The 21,091-nt window shown below is 34.4% G+C and carries 19 protein-coding genes; 14 read left to right on the top strand and 5 right to left on the bottom strand.

Going from position 1 to position 21,091, the window contains the following annotated elements; translation table 11 throughout:
* Nucleotides 1-62 precede the first annotated feature (62 nt).
* On the bottom strand, nucleotides 63-2,372 hold the full coding sequence (locus BUB90_RS17890) for a leucine-rich repeat domain-containing protein (protein WP_073289884.1): 2,310 nt from the start codon (nucleotides 2,370-2,372) through the stop codon (nucleotides 63-65).
* Between the two features lie 532 nt (nucleotides 2,373-2,904).
* Between BUB90_RS17890 and BUB90_RS17885 the strand changes: the two genes are divergently transcribed.
* The 6 genes from BUB90_RS17885 (at nucleotide 2,905) to BUB90_RS17860 (ending at nucleotide 9,068) form a co-directional block, all read left to right on the top strand.
* On the top strand, nucleotides 2,905-4,215 hold the full coding sequence (locus tag BUB90_RS17885; protein WP_084139358.1) for a C40 family peptidase: 1,311 nt from the start codon (nucleotides 2,905-2,907) through the stop codon (nucleotides 4,213-4,215).
* 149 nt (nucleotides 4,216-4,364) lie between these two features.
* Nucleotides 4,365-5,048: a response regulator transcription factor gene (locus BUB90_RS17880; protein WP_073289883.1), complete on the top strand. Its 684-nt coding sequence runs from the start codon at nucleotides 4,365-4,367 to the stop codon at nucleotides 5,046-5,048.
* A gap of 55 nt (nucleotides 5,049-5,103) precedes the next feature.
* A complete protein-coding gene (locus BUB90_RS17875; RefSeq protein ID WP_084139357.1) occupies nucleotides 5,104-6,498 on the top strand; it encodes a HAMP domain-containing sensor histidine kinase in 1,395 nt (464 codons plus the stop codon).
* Between the two features lie 155 nt (nucleotides 6,499-6,653).
* Nucleotides 6,654-7,052: a hypothetical protein gene (locus BUB90_RS17870; protein WP_073289869.1), complete on the top strand. Its 399-nt coding sequence runs from the start codon at nucleotides 6,654-6,656 to the stop codon at nucleotides 7,050-7,052.
* A 93-nt stretch (nucleotides 7,053-7,145) separates the two neighbouring features.
* The gene (locus BUB90_RS17865; protein WP_073289867.1) at nucleotides 7,146-7,961 is read left to right on the top strand and encodes a lytic transglycosylase domain-containing protein; all 816 of its coding nucleotides are present in this window, start codon (nucleotides 7,146-7,148) and stop codon (nucleotides 7,959-7,961) included.
* A 180-nt stretch (nucleotides 7,962-8,141) separates the two neighbouring features.
* Nucleotides 8,142-9,068: a YitT family protein gene (locus BUB90_RS17860; protein WP_084139356.1), complete on the top strand. Its 927-nt coding sequence runs from the start codon at nucleotides 8,142-8,144 to the stop codon at nucleotides 9,066-9,068.
* Nucleotides 9,069-9,171: 103 nt separating this feature from the next.
* Here the strand turns inward: BUB90_RS17860 and asnB are convergent, their stop codons facing one another.
* Together asnB and BUB90_RS17850 are read right to left on the bottom strand one after the other, a co-directional pair.
* A complete protein-coding gene (gene asnB / locus BUB90_RS17855) occupies nucleotides 9,172-11,022 on the bottom strand; it encodes an asparagine synthase (glutamine-hydrolyzing) (protein ID WP_073289866.1) in 1,851 nt (616 codons plus the stop codon).
* Between the two features lie 259 nt (nucleotides 11,023-11,281).
* Nucleotides 11,282-11,461 (bottom strand): hypothetical protein, encoded by a 180-nt coding sequence (locus BUB90_RS17850; protein ID WP_139241800.1) that lies wholly within the window; start codon nucleotides 11,459-11,461, stop codon nucleotides 11,282-11,284.
* 368 nt (nucleotides 11,462-11,829) lie between these two features.
* Here BUB90_RS17850 and BUB90_RS17845 point away from each other — a divergent pair, with 368 nt between their 5' ends.
* The 7 genes from BUB90_RS17845 (at nucleotide 11,830) to BUB90_RS17815 (ending at nucleotide 18,164) form a co-directional block, all read left to right on the top strand.
* Nucleotides 11,830-12,033 carry a cold-shock protein gene (locus tag BUB90_RS17845; protein ID WP_073289863.1) on the top strand — a complete coding sequence of 68 codons (204 nt, stop codon included), beginning with the start codon at nucleotides 11,830-11,832 and terminating at the stop codon, nucleotides 12,031-12,033.
* Nucleotides 12,034-12,269: 236 nt separating this feature from the next.
* A complete protein-coding gene (locus BUB90_RS17840; protein ID WP_073289861.1) occupies nucleotides 12,270-13,157 on the top strand; it encodes a DUF2156 domain-containing protein in 888 nt (295 codons plus the stop codon).
* Between the two features lie 157 nt (nucleotides 13,158-13,314).
* On the top strand, nucleotides 13,315-14,184 hold the full coding sequence (locus BUB90_RS17835; RefSeq protein ID WP_073289859.1) for a GNAT family N-acetyltransferase: 870 nt from the start codon (nucleotides 13,315-13,317) through the stop codon (nucleotides 14,182-14,184).
* Between the two features lie 73 nt (nucleotides 14,185-14,257).
* Nucleotides 14,258-15,712, top strand: a complete 1,455-nt coding sequence (locus BUB90_RS17830) for a spore germination protein (protein ID WP_170865528.1) — start codon at nucleotides 14,258-14,260, stop codon at nucleotides 15,710-15,712.
* Between the two features lie 9 nt (nucleotides 15,713-15,721).
* A complete protein-coding gene (locus BUB90_RS17825; protein WP_073289855.1) occupies nucleotides 15,722-16,819 on the top strand; it encodes a Ger(x)C family spore germination protein in 1,098 nt (365 codons plus the stop codon).
* Nucleotides 16,820-16,821: 2 nt separating this feature from the next.
* The gene (locus BUB90_RS17820; RefSeq protein WP_073289853.1) at nucleotides 16,822-17,034 is read left to right on the top strand and encodes a hypothetical protein; all 213 of its coding nucleotides are present in this window, start codon (nucleotides 16,822-16,824) and stop codon (nucleotides 17,032-17,034) included.
* Nucleotides 17,031-18,164 (top strand): GerAB/ArcD/ProY family transporter, encoded by a 1,134-nt coding sequence (locus tag BUB90_RS17815; protein ID WP_073289851.1) that lies wholly within the window; start codon nucleotides 17,031-17,033, stop codon nucleotides 18,162-18,164. The genes BUB90_RS17820 and BUB90_RS17815 overlap by 4 nt, the downstream gene beginning before the upstream one ends.
* Nucleotides 18,165-18,280: 116 nt before the next feature.
* On the opposite strand, the gene BUB90_RS17810 is transcribed toward BUB90_RS17815, so the two are convergent.
* On the bottom strand, nucleotides 18,281-18,472 hold the full coding sequence (locus tag BUB90_RS17810; RefSeq protein ID WP_073289966.1) for a ferredoxin: 192 nt from the start codon (nucleotides 18,470-18,472) through the stop codon (nucleotides 18,281-18,283).
* Between the two features lie 314 nt (nucleotides 18,473-18,786).
* Between BUB90_RS17810 and BUB90_RS17805 the strand changes: the two genes are divergently transcribed.
* Nucleotides 18,787-19,980 carry an amidohydrolase gene (locus BUB90_RS17805; protein ID WP_073289849.1) on the top strand — a complete coding sequence of 398 codons (1,194 nt, stop codon included), beginning with the start codon at nucleotides 18,787-18,789 and terminating at the stop codon, nucleotides 19,978-19,980.
* Between the two features lie 4 nt (nucleotides 19,981-19,984).
* Here BUB90_RS17805 and BUB90_RS17800 read toward each other — a convergent pair whose 3' ends face one another.
* A complete protein-coding gene (locus BUB90_RS17800) occupies nucleotides 19,985-21,019 on the bottom strand; it encodes a DUF4474 domain-containing protein (RefSeq protein WP_073289847.1) in 1,035 nt (344 codons plus the stop codon).
* Between the last annotated feature and the right edge of the window lie 72 nt (nucleotides 21,020-21,091).

Genomic DNA, 21,091 nt, shown 5'->3' with positions numbered 1-21,091 from the left:
TGTAGCAAAAAGGCTGTGGAACCGTTCCACAGCCTTTTTTACTACTAGAGTAGGGGAGTTAACTAGTTAAGTACAACTTTAAGATTTTTACTGATTGCAAAATTATATGCAGCAGAATCTTTTGTACAATAAATAGTTGGCGACATATCATACGTAGTCATGCAATTATTATCAATTGAGGTTACGTTTTCTGGTATGGTAAGTTTCTTTAAATTAGTACAGTAAGAGAATACATTGCGATCTAATCTCGTTAATTTGGTTGGTAAGGTTACTTCTTCTAATGAAGAACAAGCATAGAAGGCACCAGTACCAATACTAGTAATTTTGTTTGGTAAGTTTATTGTCACTAATTTCTCACATCTCTCAAATGCATAGGATCCAATCGATTTCAAACTAGAAGGTAGTTTAATAGTAGCTAGGCTTAAACATTCTTCGAACGCGTTATTACCAATGGATTCCAAAGTAGAAGAGAGTTTTACCGTTGTAAGATTACGGCAATTTCTAAAGGCAGAGTTATTAATAGTAACTACGGTGTCAGGTATTACCACTGAAGTCAAGTAACTATTGTTACGGAATACATTTGGTGCAATGGATTTTACGGTATCTGGTATTGTAAGTTTAGTATCAGTACCAGTATATTTGATAAGGATACCGTTATCTGTAATTACCATATGGTTCTCTTCCGCAAGTTGAATCCATTTTGTACCAGTGAATGCATTAGAGCCAATTGTTTCAACTGATTCGGAAAAACTGACATCAGTAAGGGTAGCGCAGTAATAGAAGGCATAATTAGAAATATTTTTCACACCTTCAGGGATTTCAACACTTGTTAAACTGCGACAATGATCAAAGGTATTTTCTTCAATTGTCTTTAAGGTTGTAGGTATCTTAATGGATTTTAAACTAGTACAGTATGCAAATGCATTTGCTCCAAGTGAGGTAAGCTTATTAGGAAGTGTAATTTTACTAATCCCAGTACAGGAGTTAAATGCATTGTTACCAATAGTAGTAACAGAGTTTGGAATGTTAATGTTCTCTAACTGGTAACAATTATTGAATGCCCAATTTCCTATCTCAGTAACTGTTTCAGGAAGTTTAATTTCAGTTAATGAAGTACAACCGTCAAATAAATTGGCTGGAATCTTCTTCAATTTTTCAGGCAATGTAATTGTAGTAAGTTTACTACAACCACTAAAAGTACCTGCGGCCAATGTCTTAAGAGTAGATGGAAGTTCAACTGTTTTAAGAGAAGAAAGGCCTGATAAAGAATAAGATTCTAACGTAGTAAGTTTACTTGGTAGAATTAAGGTTTCTAGTTTAGAACAATCACTAAACGCATTACTCTTTATAGTAGTAACGGATTCTGGTATCGCTATAGAGGTTAATTTTTTACATCCCGTGAAGGTTCCTTGATTAATCGTAGTGATACCAGATGGAATTGTTAACTTCTTCAATGATGAGTTGTAAGCAAATGCATAGTCACCTATATATGTTAGAGTAGAAGGTAAGGATAGGGAGGATAGGCTTGAGTTGTTTCTAAAAGCCGAACTTTCAATATATTCTAAACCTTCTTTTAAGTTTATGCTAGTGAGCTTGTTACAGTACGCAAATGCCTCATCACCAATACGTGTTACAGTACCTTCGATTTTAACGGTAGTTAGTTTGCTATTATAGATAAAGGTATTTGGTTGTATATATGTGATTTTTGACGGTATTGTAATCTTCTTTAGGGAATAACAGTATGAAAAAGAAGCTTTTCCTAAAGACTCTAGTGACTCTGGTAAGCTAATCGTAGTAAGCTTGTTACAATATCGAAAGGCATATCGGGATAACGTTTTAAGCTTACTATCTTTTGGAATCGTTACAGTTTTAAGTCCATAACACTCTTGGAATGCACTAATACCAATCGTTTTAACAGTTGCTGGAATCGTTATCTTAGAAAGCTTATAACAATTAATAAATGCTCCTTCACCAATGTATGTTAATTTGGAAGGTAGAGTTATGCTTGTTAAGGAATTACAGTTAGCAAATGTACGATAAAGAATCTTTGTTACATTACTACTTAATTGAACAGTAGTTAATTTAGTACAATTTGAGAAAGCTTCTTCATCTATAACTTTAACTGTAGTTGGAATGGTAACTTTCTTTAACTTTTTATTATTATAGAAAGCACGCTTTCCTATAGTGTGTACATTCGAAGGAATGGTAACAGTTGATGCGGTACCATTATAATGAAGAAGTACACCGTCTTCAATTATAAAGTTTGAATCGGTTGCTGCTTTACCTACGAGTGGTTGATATGTAACAACAAAAAACATAAGTATAACAAACAAAGTACCAAATAAACGTTTCTTCTCACGAATTCGATTCATAAATATTGCCCCTTTCTTTTACTCTAGAACTTTGTTCTAGAGCTAACTTATTGAACGTGTGATTCATGAATAAAACTCGTAACTTATTACTCCTAGCGGAGTAACGGTCTTTCACTACGTTCAATCCTATGGCCTAGAACTTCGTTCTAGAGCTAACTTATCGGAAAAATCAGATACTCACTGCGTTTGTGCCTTATTTTCTTCCGATAAGTTACATTATAAGTAGTGGGTCCCGTACTGTCAACGAGATGGAGAAGATAAGGTTGATATTAATAATTTTGTAAGGTTTCCAAGTGGTGTTAAAAAGGGGAGAGTGAAGAGATATTTTACGTTTTTGTGAAAGAAAATCACAAATCACCATAAAATCGCCACAATTTTGTAATACAATGTAACAGAATTGTAACAATTGAAACAGGAACTATAAGCTCAAGTTAATTAAAAAACAAGGAAATTCGTGTGACAGAAGTATCGTCACACAGAGATTTGCGTTTCGCATATAGTCTCTAGACTTGGAAGGAGTGTATTTACAAGAATGAAAGTATTACAAAAAAGGATGTTAGTTATGTCGGCGATGGGGATTCTATTATTAGAAACCGCAGCATTTCCGAACGTGGCGAAAGCTAGTAAAGTATTGGACAACAGCGTAGTCGGAACCAACTATAGTACAGAAGACATAGAAAAACTATTGGAAGATACTACTAGTTGGGAAGATATTAGTCTTAGTTTTGACAGTACTTCATTAGTTGATGAAGCGTTAAAATTAGAAGAAGAAGCAGATAAAGAAACAGCAGAACGTGAAGCAAAAGCTCGTGATGTTGAAGAAGAAAAACCAGAAATTGTTATTGCACAAGTAGATAATTATTTAAATATTAGAAATAAAGCAAGCGAAGATAGTAAAATCGTTGGTAAATTATACAAAGACGGTGTTGGTACAATCATTAAAGAAAAAGATGGTTGGTACAAAATTGAATCAGGATCTGTTACAGGATATGTAAAGGCTGATTATGTATTGTCTGGAGAAGAAGCTCAGAAAAAGGCTGATGAAGTAGGAGACCGTTTAGCAATTGTTACAACTACAACATTAAAAGTAAGAGAAAAAGCGAAGAAAGATGCAACGGTTCTTACATTAGTAGGTGAAGGTGAGGTTTTACCAGTTAAGAAAGAATCAAAAAACTGGGTTAAAATTAAAACAGATGACCATTCGGGATATGTTTCATCGGAATATGTCGAGTTATATACAGAGAATGAACAGGCAGAATCAATTGAAGAAGAACGTGCAAGATTAGAAAGAGAAGAAGAAGCAAAGAGAGCAGAAGAAGAAGCCAGAAGACAAGAATTACTAGCACAACAACGAACGGTTTCCAATACAAGCACAACACATACAAGCGGTAACAGTACATCAAGTAGTTCGTCAAATAGTTCATCAAGCAGACCATCTTCAACTGTTGGGTCTTCTTCACAAACATCCGATTCAACAACTACATCAACTGGAAACAAATCACTAGGACAACAAATTGCGAATTATGCTGTTCAATTTAAGGGTAATCCTTATGTTTATGGTGGTACAAGCTTAACAAACGGTGCAGATTGTTCTGGTTTTGTAATGAGTGTATTCAGAAACTTTGGTATCTCATTACCAAGAACTTCAGGTGCCCAAGGTTCATCAGGTAGAAGAGTAGAAAGTATATCACAGGCTCAACCAGGAGACTTAATTGCATATACAGGTCATATTGGAATCTATATTGGTAATGGTAAGTTAATCCATGCTAGTTCACCAAGAACTGGTATAATTATATCAGATGTAAATTATAGACCGATTAAATCAATTCGTAGAATTGTTTAATAGATAATAGAAAAACGCGCTGCGAACTTTCTATTGTCATGAATGAAATCACAATACATGAGAATTAAAGTTCTTATGTATTGTGATTTTTTTTTTGTTAATACTAAGGATAGCAATACTGGACAATTTTAGGTTAGGAGGTAATAAGGATGGATAAGAAAACCATTTTAATTGTAGATGATGAAGAACAGATAAGGGAACTACTTAGAGCTTATATAGAGAATGGTGGATATGAAGTTTACGAAGCGGAGAATGGAAAGAAGGCGCTTAAAATACTAAAGAATCAAAAGATCCATCTAGTTATATTGGACTTGATGTTACCTGATATACAAGGTGAAAGCTTGTGTGAGAGTATTAGGTTAGAATATGATATACCTGTTATTATGGTTACTGGAAAAACAGATGAGAGTAGTATGGTACATGGATTATCAATCGGAGCGGATGATTATATTGGCAAGCCTTTTAGCCCGAGAAATGTTATGGCTAGAATCGAAGCGGTACTTAGAAGATGTAATGTAGATCCGTCGAATGTAGTAGTACAAGATGATTATCTCTCCTACGATATTGATAAAAGAATTGTTATGGTTCAAGGAAATATAGTACATCTAACACCTACGGAATATAAGATTTTTGAAACTTTAGTTAATTCACCAAATCGAGTGTTTTCTAGAGAACAGTTAATAACGTATGCATTAGAAGGTGAATTTGATGGATATGATAGAAGTATTGATACGTATATAAAGGGACTACGTCAAAAGATTGAACCAGACAGAAAGAAACCAAGATATATCACTACGGTACATGGAGTGGGGTATCGTTTTATGAAGGAATAGGTCGATTACTCCAATAACAGGATTGGATTACTCGGAAGGGAGCATAGCCTGGATTATGAAATCACTGAAAAATAGAATGATTATACTATATTCCATTACGACTATGGTTATTGTTGTCTTATTAGCTATTGTATTTAATGAATCAATTAATACAATATTCCGTGAATATGCTGAAAACCTCCATAAAAAACTTGTTAATAGAACAGTAGAACGTATCGAGAATCAATATGATATAGAAACTGGTACATTTGATGAAGAGAAGATGGAGCGAATTGGACTTACCAGTTTAAAGAAAGGGCTTTTACTACGAATAGAATCCGTTAATGACAACTTCCGCTTTGATATACGAACAAAGAATGAACAAGAATGCATAAATATATTACAGACAGTAGAAGAACACATGCATATGGTATATCCTAATTTTAGGGGCGAATATACAGAGAACAAGTATGTATTAAAGAATGAGCAAGATGGAGTAATTGGATGGGTGTATGTCGGGTATTATGGTCCGTATTCGCTAACTGTTAATGAGGCTATGTTAGTAAGTAAATTAAATAATGCAATCTTTTGGAGTGGAGTAATCTTTCTATTGATGTCTATCATAATAGCCGTTATAATGGCAAATCGTATTAGTAACCCTATTACTAGCGTTATTGAAATAGCTAAAAGGATTGCGACAGGAGAGTATGGTGTTCAGGCTCAAGCAAAATCAAGTGTGAAAGAGTTGGAAGACTTAGTTTATTCTATTAATGAGATGTCCTATGCTTTAAAGAAGGAAGAGCTACAAAAGCGGCAGATGTGCACTGATATAGCTCATGAACTTAGGACACCACTGTGCAATATTCAAGGTCAAGTAGAAGCAATGATAGATGGGCTTTGGGAACCATCTAAGGTAAGACTTGAGAATTGCCATACAGAAATTTTACGATTAACTAAATTGGTGAATCAATTACAGGAATTATATATTCTAGAGAATACTTGTGAAACATTATACATGTGTAAATTTAGTTTTTATGATATGTGCTGTAAACTCCGAAATGAGTTCGAAAAAAGGATAAGTGATAAGAACATAACAATTCGTTTGCAAGTACCAGAAGATGCCACTGTATATGGTGATGTGCAGCGAATCAAACAATGTATGATCAATCTAATAGCTAACGCCATTACTTATTCATCTGAAGGTAACGAGATAGGAATAACGTATCGGAAAGAAGGAATGAAAGAGGTGGTTATTCAGATAATTGATTATGGTCAAGGGATTCCAAAAGAAGAGATTGGATTTATATTCGAGCGTTTTTATCGGGTAGATAAGTCTAGGAGTTCAAAAACAGGAGGTATGGGAATTGGTTTATCAATAACCAAAGCAATTATTGAGAGACATGATGGTACGATTACTGTATATAGTAAAGTTGGTGAAGGAACAACATTTGAGATTCATTTGCCACTGTAATTGAAAATTATGGAAACTAAAAAATAATTGGTGCAATATAACAAATAGCGTGATATAATATTAACAATTAATGTTAATTATAACATGCTATTTTCTTTTTTATAGATTAAAAATCGTCAAAATAGCTGAAATTTTGTTGGAGAGGAGATTCATACATGTTTATTAAGGTTTCGGAAGAACTAAGAAAAGCTATGAATCGTGATGATGTTATGAAAACACTAACAACATACAATGAAGACGGAATTCCTCATACTACAACGTACAGATCATTGCATATTAACAACGAGGGCAGGATTGAGTATTATGATTGTTCAAGATGTGAACCTGATAAGCAAGATATGCTCTATTGTATGGCGTTTCATAAGAATGTAGACATTACAGTAATTACTGGTGAAGGTATTCAGCACAAGATTACGGGTGAAGTAAGTAAAGCGTTAATAATGGGGGAAGAATTCACTCTTGCAAGACATAATATGAAGAAATACGACACAGAATCAGAATTATCAGCAATATGGATTATAAATCCACAAGATGAAAGAATTAATCTCGCGTAAATGAGACATATTACATATTGCATTGCAATAGTACTCTTGCTATAATGAACATACTATGATTTCTTTAGGGAATATAATGGCCGGAGGTACATAATGCAGATAAATAATGTCTCGAATACAACTCAAGTTGTAAACCAGTCTAGTAAGGCAGCCAATACAAAGAAGACTTCGTCTACATCTTTCGATAGTTATATGAATCAGAATAAAGAAGTATCACTAGAAGACATCTTTGAAAAAGCATCAGATAAATATAATGTGAGTATTGATTTGCTAAAAGCAATTGCAAAGCAAGAGTCGAACTTTAAGCCAGATGCTGTATCCAGAAGTGGAGCGATGGGGGTTATGCAACTTATGCCTGCAACGGCTAAAGAACTAGGGGTTACAGATGCCTTTGACGCAGAACAAAATATTATGGGTGGTGCGAAGTTAATATCTAAGTTATTAAATCAATATGATGGTGATACAAAATTAGCTTTAGCAGCATATAATGCGGGAAGTGGTAATGTTAGAAAGTATGGAGGAATTCCTCCTTTTAAAGAAACGCAGAATTATGTAGTGAAAGTAATGCAATACTATAACCAGAATATAGATGCATCAGACATAACGATAACAAGTAAAGATGCAGCGAGTAGTTCCTCAAACTCTACGAATGTAACTGCCACAGTACCAGCAACATCAGCTGTTACCGTAACGAAACCTTCGGATGACGTTGAAATCAATAACAGTATATCAACTGTTGAAGAACTCTCTGATAAGCTTGATGAGATCTTTTCAATGGATGATTATCTTAAGATGATGGAAATAATGTTTGGTAGTGAAGAAGATGGCGAACAAGAAGATTCCATCTACCAATCATATAATCAGTTAGGTATGTCAACACCGATTATTAATATGTTTAAAAGTATATAGAATAGTTAAACAGGCTTCTAACGAATATCTGTTTAACGTAAACATAGAGAACAGTTAAGTATCCATTGGGATTCTTAACTGTTTTTTTATAGGGAAATTACATACTTTTACCCAAATTGGTTATATTAGTATATATAATTGTTGTATAGTTGAAGGGGCGTTAATAGGAGGAACATTGTAATGAGTGATTCATTAAATAAAAATGAAAACCAAGAGCAAATAAAATTGGTTAAAGAGAAAAAAAGGAAAAAAGATGTTATAGTAAGTTACCTTATAGCAATTACTGGTACTGCATTACTCACAATTGGTATCAATCTATTTATCGTACCACTAGGATTGTATACGGGAGGTTTTATAGGAATTGGGCAGATAATTCGTACATTATTAGTAGATTACCTAGGAATGAATTTTGGTGATTTCGATATAGCAGGTGCGATTTATTATATATTGAACATACCATTGTTTGTATTAGCATATCGCCACCTAGGAAAGGGATTCTTTGTAAAGACGATTGTGTGTGTAACCTTCCAATCCATCTTCTTGCTTGTAATTACTGCTCCTTCAGAACCTATTATTAACGATATCATTGGTGCTTGCCTTATTGGTGGAATTATTGGTGGTTTTGGAGTTGGTTTAACACTTCGGGCTGGTGGATCGGGTGGTGGACAAGACATACTAGGTGTATACATGACTAAGAAATACGATGATTTTAGTGTAGGAAAACTTTCAATTATCATTAATGCTTTTGTTTTCGGTGTTTGTGCTCTGTTATTTGATATTAGTATTGTTATCTATTCGATTATTTTCATGGCCGTCATGTCAATTGTAATCGACAAGTGTCATTATCAGAACATTAAGACTACAGCCTTAATCTTTACGAAATCGCCTAAGATACGCCCTTTAATTACAAGCGAAATTGTAAGAGGAGCAACTTGCTGGAAGGGGGAAGGTGCTTTCACTGGTGAAGAGACAAATATCATATATACAGCAGTATCGAAGTACGAGGTTAGTAGGTTAGTGAAGAGAATTAAGGAAATTGATGAGAACGCCTTCGTAGTAATTCAAGAGGACCTTTCAATTGCTGGTAATTTTGAAAAACGTTTATAGTGAAATTAACTTCAAAAGCCATCTTCAACGAGTTGTCTGTTAAGAGTAGACACGTAGTGCCTAAATCTAGACAGACAATTCGTGAAGATGGTTTTAATAACCTCTATAGGATTTCGATATGATATTTTTCTAACCAGTAATTAATCTGTATCATGTAGGCTATCATCTGAGGACCAGCCATTAGTTGACCATACCATGGTTTGGCGTAGTCAGAAGGACTGTTAAAGAATTGATAAACTTTTTTCTTATCAATAAAAGTTAATATAGGAGAAGAAGGATTCTCAATAATATCAATAAAGCGTTGTTGCAATAATTGTTCATAAGCTGGATCGTGTGACTTAGGATATGGACTTTTTTTACGGTATAAGATCTCGTCTGGCAAAAGGCCTCTTGCAGATTCGCGAAGAAGATGTTTCACCATGTTACCTTTGTATTTGATTGACCAAGGAACATTCCAGACATATTCAATAATTCTATGGTCAGCAAAAGGAACACGAGCTTCAAGTCCTGAATACATACTTGTACGGTCCATACGATCTAGTAAGGTTTGCATAAACCATCTTAGATTAAGGTAGGAGATTTCACGTCTTCTAGCTTCGGTCTTAGAATCTTCCGCAAGTCTTGGCGTTTCTGCGATAGAAGCCTCATAAGTGGCTCGAATATACGCATCCATATTCAGCTCGTTAAGAAAAGAATCTGATAAGAAGGATTTCCTTGCATCAATATCCATAGACCAAGGAAACGTAGTGGCGTTAAAGCATTCTTCTTTATGAAACCAAGGATAACCACCAAAGATTTCATCAGCACATTCACCGGTTAATGTCACCTTGTTATATTGTTTTACTTGTCGGCAAAAATGTAACATGGAGGAATCAATATCAGCCATTGCAGGAAGGTCTCTTGCGTCAACAGATTCATAAAGACAATCCGCCATGGTATAGTTGTCACATTCTAGATACGTATGATTGCTATCTAGAAATTTTACCATCATATCAACATAGGGTTTATCACTAGCAGGTTGAAAAGAATTTGATTTAAAGTATTTATCGTTATTAACAAAATCAAAAGAATATGTTTGAAGTTGCTTTCCTTGTTTATTCAATTCGTTCGTACATACAGCGGATACGAGGCTACTATCGATACCTCCTGATAAGAAGGTACAGATTGGCACATCAGAGACCATCTGTCGTGAAATAGAATCCGTTACAAGAAAACGTGTTTTCTCAACCGTTTCTTCATAGGAATCCGTATGTGGTTTACTAATTAGTTTCCAATAACAGTGAAGTTTCATAGAACTTTCCGTATACATTAGATAATGGCCCGGCAAGATTTCATTGACATCTTTAAATATTCCACATCCGCTAGTTTTGGCAGGTCCAATACCGAAGATTTCGTTAAGCCCATTCTTGTCTACCCTAGGTTGATATTCTGGAAAGGCAAAGATTGCTTTTAACTCAGAGCCAAATAATAAGGTGTTATTGAAGACGGTATAGAAGAGCGGTTTGATACCGCTACGATCTCTATACAATGAGATTTCTTGATCTTTTTCATTAACGAATGCATAGGCGAAGATCCCATTTAATCGCTCTACAAACGATGTACCATATTCAATATGGCCAATGAGAATAACTTCAGTATCGGAGGAGGTTTTGAACCTCCAGCCTTTCCTTGTTAAACCCTCCCTAAGCTCGGCAGTATTATACAGTTCTCCATTGTAACAAATCGCATAGGTGTATCCGCCTACACTACGATACATCGGTTGTTTACCATTAGCTAAGTCAATAATAGAGAGTCTTGCATGTGCCAAACCAAAATGTCTCGATAGATAATGACCATGTTCGTCTGGACCTCTATGGTATAATGTGTCAGACATGTTTTCTAGTATGTTAACATATTTACCCTGATTGCAACTATAATCGACATCAAAACTGCAGAATCCAGCTATTCCACACATTACTAAATACCTCCTAAATCTTAATCTAAGCTATTATATGAAAAAAAGGTTAAATTGATTGTTAATATCCTCCATTAGCAAAACTTCCTAATAATCTTAAGCCAATATAACGATGCGCCAAGGTGGAGTGTTATGTCACAATAATGAATGATATCTTCCAACAAGATAGAGTGTTTTCTTAGATATAGATATTGATTATAAAAGAAAAGACTGTCTCAGAATAATCTAATCTATAATTATTCATGAGACAGTCTTTTTATTACTCAACTAATTCAGAGTTGAAATTAACATCCCCAACCCCTATTACGACCACATCCACAGCTACTGCGATTGCTACAAGATCTTCTACTACTGCATCCACTACGGTTCCAACTATTGCTACAACTTCTGTTACAGCGGCAACTAGAATTGCTGCAACCACAACGGCGACATCTATCACAATTGCCGCAACCACGTCCATTAAAACAACCAAACAGACAACACATATTATTCATTCCTTTAATAGTTTTTTATATTATAAGTATATGAACGATGAAAAAAATAGTGTCATTTTATAAAGAAAAAAGTAAAATATTATAGGAATATTAGAATTTAAGGTATACGTTGTAGACATTTCATTAAAGATAATATTATTTAAATAAGTATTGACATACCATAATAATTATGTTATTCTTAATTAGTATTTTAGAGGTAAGTTTTGATTCACATATTTTTGTAAATCATTGACTATTCGATGATTTACAAAAATATGTGATTTTTTATTTTCACCGAAAAATATTAGAATATTATTATTAGGAGGTATCTTTCATGAATAAAGGTACAGTTAAATGGTTTAATGCACAAAAGGGATTTGGTTTTATCACTAACAGCGAAAATGGTGAAGACGTATTCGTTCATTTCTCAGGAATCGCTACAGACGGTTTTAAGTCTTTAGAAGAAAATCAAAACGTAACTTTTGATATTACTAACGGAGCTCGTGGTTTACAAGCAGTTAACGTAGTTGTAGCTTAAGTTTGTTAATATTAAATAAGTAAGCAATAGCCCCAGATAAAACAAATAGTTTTGTCTAGGGCTATTCTTTTATAGTATTATATAGTTGACAAATTCGAACTACTCTACGTATACTATACATTAAATATAGCTATTTTATGACGAGAAATTCAAACCGTAATGGAAAATCAATCATAGAATGATTCAATGTTAATTGGGAAATATTATGGTTAGATAGAACAAAAGAAGGAGTAATCATGATCACATTTAAAAAGGTTGAGTTAAATGATAAAGAGTGGATAAATCATAGATTGAAACAAGCACAATATAAAAGCTGTGATTTTTCCTTTGTTAATAATTTTATTTGGCGCCATTCCAATCATATAGAGTTTGCTGATGTTAATGGCTTTTATTGTCTAAAGAGTGGATTAGGTGAGGAACAAATGTATACCTATCCAGTTGGAGAAGGTGATATCAAACCAATAATTGAAGCATTAATGGAAGATGCAAAGGAAAGAAACATACAATTTCGTCTTAGGGGTATACCAGAGAGTGAAGTATCCAAAGTTGAGGAAGCTTTTCCTGGGCTTTTTAATATAGAGGCGCCAAGAGATGAAAGTGATTATGTGTATAGAACAGAACGTTTGACTACATTAGCAGGTAAGAAACTTCATGGTAAGAGAAACCATATCGCTCGTTTTAAAGATAATCCAGATTGGCAGTATGAACAGATAACTCGAGAAAATATAGAAGACTGTAAGAAGATGAATGCTAAATGGTGTTCTCTTTATGACTGTGAGAATGACACGAATCTGCAGTTAGAAGCCTGTGCAGTATCATGCGCCTTTAATAACTTTTTTGACTTAGATTTAGTGGGTGGACTAATTCGTAGAGAGGGAGAAGTAATTGCTTATACGATTGGTGAACCGTTAACGGATGATACCTTTGTCGTACACATTGAAAAAGCATTCCCTGATATTCAAGGTGCCTATCCAATGATTAATCAACAATTTGTGACTCATAACTGTCAGGATTATGAGTACGTAAATCGTGAAGAGGATATGGGAGAAGAGGGATTACGAAAAGCTAAGCTATCGTATTATCCTGATTTATTAATTGAAAAGTATACTGCGGTATTAAAATAAAGTAAGTGAAAAGTTTTTATCAAATTTTATTCCTAGAAATAGAAGTTTGGTAAAAACTTTTTTCTAATTGTAACTACAGACATAATACATGGATAGGTTTATCGTTATTACAAAGGGTTTTGTAATTGATTTTTTTGGAAGATAGAGAGGAGATTGTATGATTCAATTTGCAGATAATACAATGGTTGAACAACTAAAGAAGATTTGGAAGGAATGCTTTCATGATGAAGACTCCTATATTGATTTTTTCTTTGGTGAATATTTTCATGACGAGAGCACTTTAGTTTATCTAATAGACAAAACGCCGGTGTCTATGCTTACATTGATGCCTGCTAAACTACATGAAAAGAATGGAATTAGAAAGGTCTATTATGTTTATGCGGTGGCAACCTTGCCTGATGCACAGGGAAAAGGTTATAGCTCGAGGTTGTTAGAGTATGCCAATGAAATTACGAAGAATTCAACATTTTTACAACCTGCTACAAAAGCTCTTGAGAACTTTTATGAGAGAAATGGATATTCTTCTACTATTATTAGAAAGATGATTCGTATTAAGAGAGAACAATTAGAGTTAGACGAGAAGTCTCAAATGGAACTTAAAGCAGCAACCATTACTTCTGAACGTAAACGATTTGCGATTAAGGAGTTGCGTGCAGAGGATAGTAGTTTGTATAAGAAGATTCGTGATGGGCGTTTATCTGCTACTAACTATATAGAATGGGAAGAGTACGAACTTGCTTATGCAATTAAAGAGAATGCCTATACAGGCGGTAAAACTTTACTTATAGACGATTCCTATATTGTAATGGTTCGTGAGTATGAAGATGTTCTATATATAAGAGAGCACACGATGCCTAGTAATCTAATTATGGAATTAGTAAGGCAGTTATTAACAGACAGTAATCTGCAAGAATGTTCGGTTCATTTGATGAGAACAGACAATTTACAAGCTAATGAGACACAAACTATCATGTCACGATTTCCAGTTGAGAGAGGAAAAGGATATTTTAACTTAGCTTTTGAATAAAATTACATGCTTTCTGGAAGAATGAATGTTATATATATTACTATTTATTATTCATTCGAAAGGGAGAATGGTTTTGCAACAATTAATTGAATCGCAATACTTAAAGAATTTATTCACTAAAAGTGGAGATGTATTAGTTCGTGAAATAAAAACCGCTAAATATAAAGTTCCTATGCATATTTTTTGTGTAGACGGGTTAGTAAATAGTGCTGTTTTTGACCAAGCAATTCTACGACCATTTGCAGATAATACTGCAGTAAGAGAATGTAAAAACCAGCAAGAACTGTATGATGCTTTGTTTACCGGAATGGCATATCACGGATTTGCTTCTAAAGTAAAAGATATGGATCAGCTAATCCAAGGCGTAATGAGTGGAATGGCTGGTTTGATATTTGATGAGTTGCATGATGCTATCCTCTTTGATGTAAGAGGTTTTGATAAGAGGTCGGTATCGGAACCTTCTGATGAAGGGGTAATGAAAGGAGCAAAGGATTGCTTCATTGAAGTACTTCGTACGAATACAGCATTAATAAGGAGAAGAATTCGTTCTAGATATCTGGTTATTGAGCAGATGACGGTAGGACGAGTGAACCGAGCAGATATTGCAATTGCTTATCTAAGTAATATTGTAGATATGGAGAATGTAGAGCAACTTAAGAAGGCTATTAAGAAGATTGACATTGATAACACCCCTACCCCTGCATTTATAGAGGAATTCATATCGAGTAATCGTAGTAGCATCTTTCCACAAGTTATGTACACACAAAGGCCAGATCGTTGTTCTTCTAATTTAACGGACGGACGTGTTGCTTTAATTATAGATGGCATGCCTTTTGTATATATCTTACCATGCCAATTTCCGATTTTAATGCAATCTCCAGAGGATTATGCTGAGAATTTTGTAATAGGTAGCTGTTTACGTACCATAAGATATCTGGCGTTTATTCTGACAATAATATTGCCAGGGCTATATATTGCAATAACGACTTTTCAACACCAGATGTTACCGATAGAGCAAGCACTTTCGATACAGAATGCTAAGGTAAATGTACCGTTTTCTTCGGCAGTTGAAGTATTTGGTTTGTTATTATCATTCGAAATTATAATTGAAGCAGGCTTACGATTGCCAAAAACAGTAGGTCAAGCTATGTCTATTGTAGGTGGTTTGGTAGTAGGCCAAGCAGCAGTATCGGCTAACCTGATATCACCTGCTGTTGTAATCGTAATTGCGTTCACTGGAATAGCAGGTTTTACGTTGCCAAATCAGGATTTAGCTAACGCAGTACGTGTTCTACGATTTGGTATCGCATTATTAGCAACATTCTTTGGGTTTTTCGGTATAGTTATTGGTATTACCTTAATAATTATCCATTTATGCAGTTTGGATAATTATGGAGTTGCTTATCTATCACCATTCGTTGATGCAGAGCATAAAACTCATAAAGATACGTTATTCCGTTTTCCTGTACGTTACTTCAAATATCGACCTGAAGGAATTGCAAGGGATAACCATAGAAAGCAAAAGTAGGAGGTGCCTATGAAAAAGATTATATTAGGAATAGGCCTCCTATTGCTTTGCTTTGCAATGGGCGGCTGTTCTAAAGATTTTAATAAAAAAGAAATTAATGAGATTGATATGATTAGGGTTTTGGGAATTGATTTTATTGATAATCAGTATAGCATCTCAGCCTTATATGGGATTGGTGGTTCGGAGACTATTAACGAAGACCTAGAGACAATTGAAGCAAAAGGAGATACCCTTTTTGAGGCGTTTGAACAACTTAAAAAAGAGAATAAGAAAGATCTTTCTTACGCGTTTACCAACTTTTTTCTAATTGGTCAGGGGCTTGCGGAACATGGAATAGATGAGACTGTTCGGTTCTTGATTTCAGACGAGACAATTAAAATAAATGCTTTGATGTATGTTATTAAGGAAGAAGATGCAGCGACTATAATTAAAGATGCCAAAGAAGAAAAAGAAATGATTCAAGATGATTTAAAGACCATGGTTTCAAAACGTTTGGATTCTATTACTAGGAATGAGAATACAGTTTTATGGATATTTGAGGGGATTGAAGGCGGAAAATCAAGTACAGTTATACCATATATTAATTATGAAGATAAAAAGCTTGGAATGAGTGGGTATGCTGCGTTCTATGATAATAAGTTAGTTGCTTATCTAGACGAGGACACCTCCTTAGGAGTTGATTTGTTGAAAGGGATTGTTAAGAGTTGTCCGATCTACCTCCCAAGCGGTAGTGGATTGACTCTTCACAATGTGAAAACTGTTTTGACACCAAGTCTACAATCAAATAGTATTCATATTAATGTCCAATTAAGATTTGATAGTGTACTACGTAGTATATCTTATCCAAATCAAGTGATGAATAACGAGATAAGGGAGAAGATCAAAGAAGAACAAACGCTGTATATGATTAAGCTGCTTGAGCAAGCAGTATCTGCCTCTCAAACAATTAATGTTGATATGTTTCATCTAAGTGATATTCTTGAAAATAATACTACAATATGGAATGCTCTACGCAATCACAAAGGTGATTTTCTTCAGTTTACAAAGTTTGATTACACAATTGAATCGAGAGTAACCAAGTCAAGTGTGTTAGAGGAGTGGAGGTAGAGATGTTATATATATTTGTTATTATAATCATTGCTGCTTTAATAAGGAAAGGAAAAGAGTTAGTAAACGATAAGAAGAAATTATACCTGTTCTTAGTTTTCAGTTTAGCAGCAATTGCTCTAGGCATCTATTACACCGGGAATCCTTATGGTAATAGTGTTATGGAATCTTATACATTATCCCACAGGATAGTAGAAGGTAGGTCGTGTCTATGAAAAAAGTTATTACATTCAGGCAGTTATTTTATATGTTCTTAGCGATTTCGATAACACCTATTCTGACACTAATACCGGCAGATTTAGCAGTGGGTAATAGTAGCAGCGCAGGTATTAGTGTAATACTTTCTCTTGTCGCGCTAATACCATTGGCATTATTGATTGTAGTCTTCATGAAAGCCTATCCGCACTATAATTTCTATGAGATACTAGTAGAACTTTTTGGACGTGCAGTTGCAAAAGTATTAATTGCTTTCTATGGTATTTGGTCATTTGTTGTATTAAGCACAAAGGTGTGGCAATATACGTTAAATCTTCAATCCTCCATTATGTCCAATACACGTGAACAAGTATTCTTTGTCACAATGATGATATTAGTTCTCTATGCTTTCTTACGTGGGATAAAAACAATCTTTCGATTTGCGGAATTTGTACTTGTACCGATGTTAATTATTCTGTTTATCTATATACTAAGTGCAATACCAAACATTAGATTAGATTATATTAAGGTTGCTAATACGTTAACGTTTTCAGAATTATGTGGACAAGCAGGTTATATAATCGCAGCAGCGGGTAATTTGTTCTTGATATTAATCTATGGAGATAGTGTAAAAGATCATAGCAAAAGTGGTAAACTGATTGCGCGTTTTCTAATAGCGACGATTGCGCTTTTTCTTGTTTTGCTAATTCTTGTTACAGTTGTAACTTTTAGTCTTGTAGGAAATAATGCGTCAGCTATGATATCGACACCTTTTTATGTAGCTATGAAAGGAATATCGGTGTTGAATATTCTAGAACATTTCGAGGCAATATTAATCATTATTATGTTTTTATCCGATTTCTTAGGAATCTGTCTCTATGCTAGTATTTCAATGCGTTGCATTAAATGGGCATGTTCGGTAAGAAAGATGAAGTTCTTATATATTCCTTTTGCAGTGTTCATCTATTATTTAGCATTAGTACTTTGTAGAACACAGTTTGATGTTGAATACTTATACAATACTATTTTAGTAAAATGGAATCTTATCATGCAATATGTAATACCTTTTGCATTAATAATTGTGCATTATAGTAAAATCGGAGTTACTAGTACCAGGATGCAAAGAGTGGAAGTAAAGTCAAAACAATGAGTATTTAATTAGAAAAGATTATCATAAGAGAAATATAAAAAAACAATTTTCATGTCACTGTTAGTTAACTAGCAGTGAAAGAAAATTGTTTTTTTTATTGATAATCAATTGATATATTAGTCTGTAATAGATATTACACTAACAGGACAACTATCACGGGATTCCTTAGCAGCTTCAATGCATTCTTCAGGAATATCACCTTCAATAGCTTCCGAAACATCATTATCATTGAATGAGAATACTTCAGGACATACACTAACGCATACTCCGCAGCTAATGCATCCGTCTTGATCTACTGTTGCTTTCATATTGATATCCATGTATATCGCAAGTTTACCTGCGATACTGCTCTAATAGATAGGTTGAAAGAGAGCAGTGTACATGGCTCCTTTCTTTAAATTATATTATTGGTGTTTGCAAAACTCTTTGTAATGTTGATCTGGGGAAGAATTTCGCAATAACATTCTCTCAACCATAGTATTTCTACAGAAAAATACTTTAGTAGTATTACCATAATTTCGTATATCATTCATTAATCCAAGTGATTGGGTATAATCTAGCAAACCAAGGAAATACTATCCTTGGAAATCTCTTTGTTCAGATTAAGGAAGGAGCAATATTTATGTTGCTTATAAAAAACGGAAAAATTATGACAATGGCAGGAGTAATCTTGGAGAATGGTTGTGTACTTATCAATCAAGGTAAGATTAAAGATATAGGAAAAGCAATCAAAGTTGAAGATGATGGAGAATTACAAGTTATTGATGCAAAAGGTAATTGGGTTATGCCGGGAATAATCGAATCCCATTGTCATATTGGTATCACGGAAGAGAAGAAAGGCTTCGAGGGAGATGATAGCAATGAAACTTGCAATCCAATTACACCATATTTGCGTGCAATTGATGCGATTAATCCTATGGATGCAGCTTTTGCGGAAGCTGTTCATGCGGGGATAACGGCAGTAATGGTAGGACCCGGTAGTTCGAATGTAGTGGGTGGGCAATTTTTAGTGATGAAGACATATGGAAGAGTAATTGATGAAACAATAGTTAAAAATCCTGCTGCTATGAAAATATCATTTGGAGAGAATCCGAAGAAGAACTATAGTGATCAAGGAAAATCGCCGCAGACAAGAATGGCGATTGGAGCAATGCTTCGTGAAGAATTGTGTAAAGCAAAGCAATATATAGATAGAAAGAAAAGAGCAAAGAATAGCAACGAGGAATTTGAAGAAGATTATCATTATGAATGTTGGATACCAGTGTTTGAAAAGAAGATACCTCTCAAGGCACACGTCCATCGAACGGATGATATAATGACAGCGATTAGGATAGCCAAAGAATTTGATTTAGATCTTACACTTGACCATTGTAGTGAAGGACATCTAGTAGCAAAACAGATAGTAGAATCAGGGTATCCTGCAATTGTAGGCCCTTCTTTAGTTTCAAGAGATAAGATAGAAGTACAAAACCTTACATTCCGGACAGCAGGAATTTTGAATAAGGAGGGGGTATTAGTATCTATTACCACGGATCATCCCGTAACAAGGATTGAAGCACTTCCAATTTGTACTGGTTTGGCTGTGCGCGCAGGTCTTGATCTGAAAGAAGGTTTAAAGGCAATTACTATTAATGCTGCCGAAATCTGTCGTGTAGATGACCGACTTGGCAGCATTGAAGTAGGTAAAGATGCAGATATAGCTATATTTGATGGAAATCCGATGGAGGTGTTCACCAAAACTTTATATACTATAATTAATGGAGTTGTGGTATATGATTCAAGTATAGATGAAAATCCAATGGGAGCACCTAGGTAATCAATCAAGAATTGCCCTCTTTAGTATGACTTAGATAGTTGGCAATCTGTGTGTAATCATCATACATCTCTGCAGGTTGCCCTATCTTTATGATCTCCTGATACATCTCGGGAAAATAATTTTTTAGATAAGCTAATTTTGAGAAGGTTTCCGAATAATCCTGTGTGATGTAATCATAGGCAGTTATATACGAAAAGTTATTTTTTTGCATGATATACGTTGTCAAGATGTTACGAGTGAGTGGTTGTGGTGATTTTGGTTCATCGAAGATAAAGTAGATTGTATTGTGACGTGTTGTAATCGCCTCAGCTTCATAACCGAGTTCAATTAATGCATCATAGAATGCTTGGCACATACCTAATGTAGGAAATGTGATACGAATGTGCATGGTAAGATCCTCGGGTTCTGAAAAACTTCCTAAACGATAACTGTTCACACACCAGGAACTACTTTTTCTTGTTAGGAAAACGTCATTTCTATTCATAATAGAATACGATACTAATAAAGGGTCTTCATCTGTATTGCACTCATAGAAACTTCCATGAAAATATCCTGATATGAAGATAGAATCTAAAGTAGTTTGATATACGCTAATTTCCCCTCCACTAGCTAAACCGTATTGTCCCTTTTGTAGTTGAATTAGCCAATGCTTATTGTTATAGTCAAAATATATATTCTCAATATCAATAATTACACCAAGTGGAGCGGCAGATTCATCATATAATCTACAAGCACCAAAGATTCTTTTCTTACAAGAATTCGTATTGGTGAAGAAATCGTACTTCATATTATATATAAGACCATACACTTCTAAGTCGAAAGGGATTTGCTGAATAATTGTTTGCATTCCTACACTTGGAAGCTCTTTTTCAGTGGTAGCTTTAGATTCTAGAGATTCTTTTATTGGCAAGGTGGAATACATACGTGCTTTCTTTGTGAGATACTGTATTAAAAGTACAATTATTAGGCAACTACTTGTAATTACCAGATTAATTAACAAAATATTATTGTTTAGTAAGGAAGCATATAGAATAGACATAAAATCGCTCCTTTTATTTCTGTCTATGGTATCTTATTCGGGATAGGAAGGCCTTGTTATTAAATATTGTGA

The sequence above is a fragment of the Anaerosporobacter mobilis DSM 15930 genome, assembly GCF_900142955.1.
GTDB classification, from domain to species: domain Bacteria; phylum Bacillota; class Clostridia; order Lachnospirales; family Lachnospiraceae; genus Anaerosporobacter; species Anaerosporobacter mobilis.
Note: the sequence above shows the minus strand (reverse complement) of the source record. Positions and strands in the feature narration are given on the sequence as shown.

Bases quoted from the DNA above. Each gene is read 5' to 3' on its own strand.
- BUB90_RS17890 (WP_073289884.1), bottom strand. From the start codon at position 2,372: ATGAATCGAATTCGTGAGAAGAAACGTTTATTTGGTACTTTGTTTGTT.
- BUB90_RS17885 (WP_084139358.1), top strand. From the start codon at position 2,905: ATGAAAGTATTACAAAAAAGGATGTTAGTTATGTCGGCGATGGGGATT.
- BUB90_RS17880 (WP_073289883.1), top strand. From the start codon at position 4,365: ATGGATAAGAAAACCATTTTAATTGTAGATGATGAAGAACAGATAAGG.
- BUB90_RS17875 (WP_084139357.1), top strand. From the start codon at position 5,104: ATGAAATCACTGAAAAATAGAATGATTATACTATATTCCATTACGACT.
- BUB90_RS17870 (WP_073289869.1), top strand. From the start codon at position 6,654: ATGTTTATTAAGGTTTCGGAAGAACTAAGAAAAGCTATGAATCGTGAT.
- BUB90_RS17865 (WP_073289867.1), top strand. From the start codon at position 7,146: ATGCAGATAAATAATGTCTCGAATACAACTCAAGTTGTAAACCAGTCT.
- BUB90_RS17860 (WP_084139356.1), top strand. From the start codon at position 8,142: ATGAGTGATTCATTAAATAAAAATGAAAACCAAGAGCAAATAAAATTG.
- asnB (WP_073289866.1), bottom strand. From the start codon at position 11,022: ATGTGTGGAATAGCTGGATTCTGCAGTTTTGATGTCGATTATAGTTGC.
- BUB90_RS17845 (WP_073289863.1), top strand. From the start codon at position 11,830: ATGAATAAAGGTACAGTTAAATGGTTTAATGCACAAAAGGGATTTGGT.
- BUB90_RS17840 (WP_073289861.1), top strand. From the start codon at position 12,270: ATGATCACATTTAAAAAGGTTGAGTTAAATGATAAAGAGTGGATAAAT.
- BUB90_RS17835 (WP_073289859.1), top strand. From the start codon at position 13,315: ATGATTCAATTTGCAGATAATACAATGGTTGAACAACTAAAGAAGATT.
- BUB90_RS17825 (WP_073289855.1), top strand. From the start codon at position 15,722: ATGAAAAAGATTATATTAGGAATAGGCCTCCTATTGCTTTGCTTTGCA.
- BUB90_RS17820 (WP_073289853.1), top strand. From the start codon at position 16,822: ATGTTATATATATTTGTTATTATAATCATTGCTGCTTTAATAAGGAAA.
- BUB90_RS17815 (WP_073289851.1), top strand. From the start codon at position 17,031: ATGAAAAAAGTTATTACATTCAGGCAGTTATTTTATATGTTCTTAGCG.
- BUB90_RS17810 (WP_073289966.1), bottom strand. From the start codon at position 18,472: ATGAAAGCAACAGTAGATCAAGACGGATGCATTAGCTGCGGAGTATGC.
- BUB90_RS17805 (WP_073289849.1), top strand. From the start codon at position 18,787: ATGTTGCTTATAAAAAACGGAAAAATTATGACAATGGCAGGAGTAATC.
- BUB90_RS17800 (WP_073289847.1), bottom strand. From the start codon at position 21,019: ATGTCTATTCTATATGCTTCCTTACTAAACAATAATATTTTGTTAATT.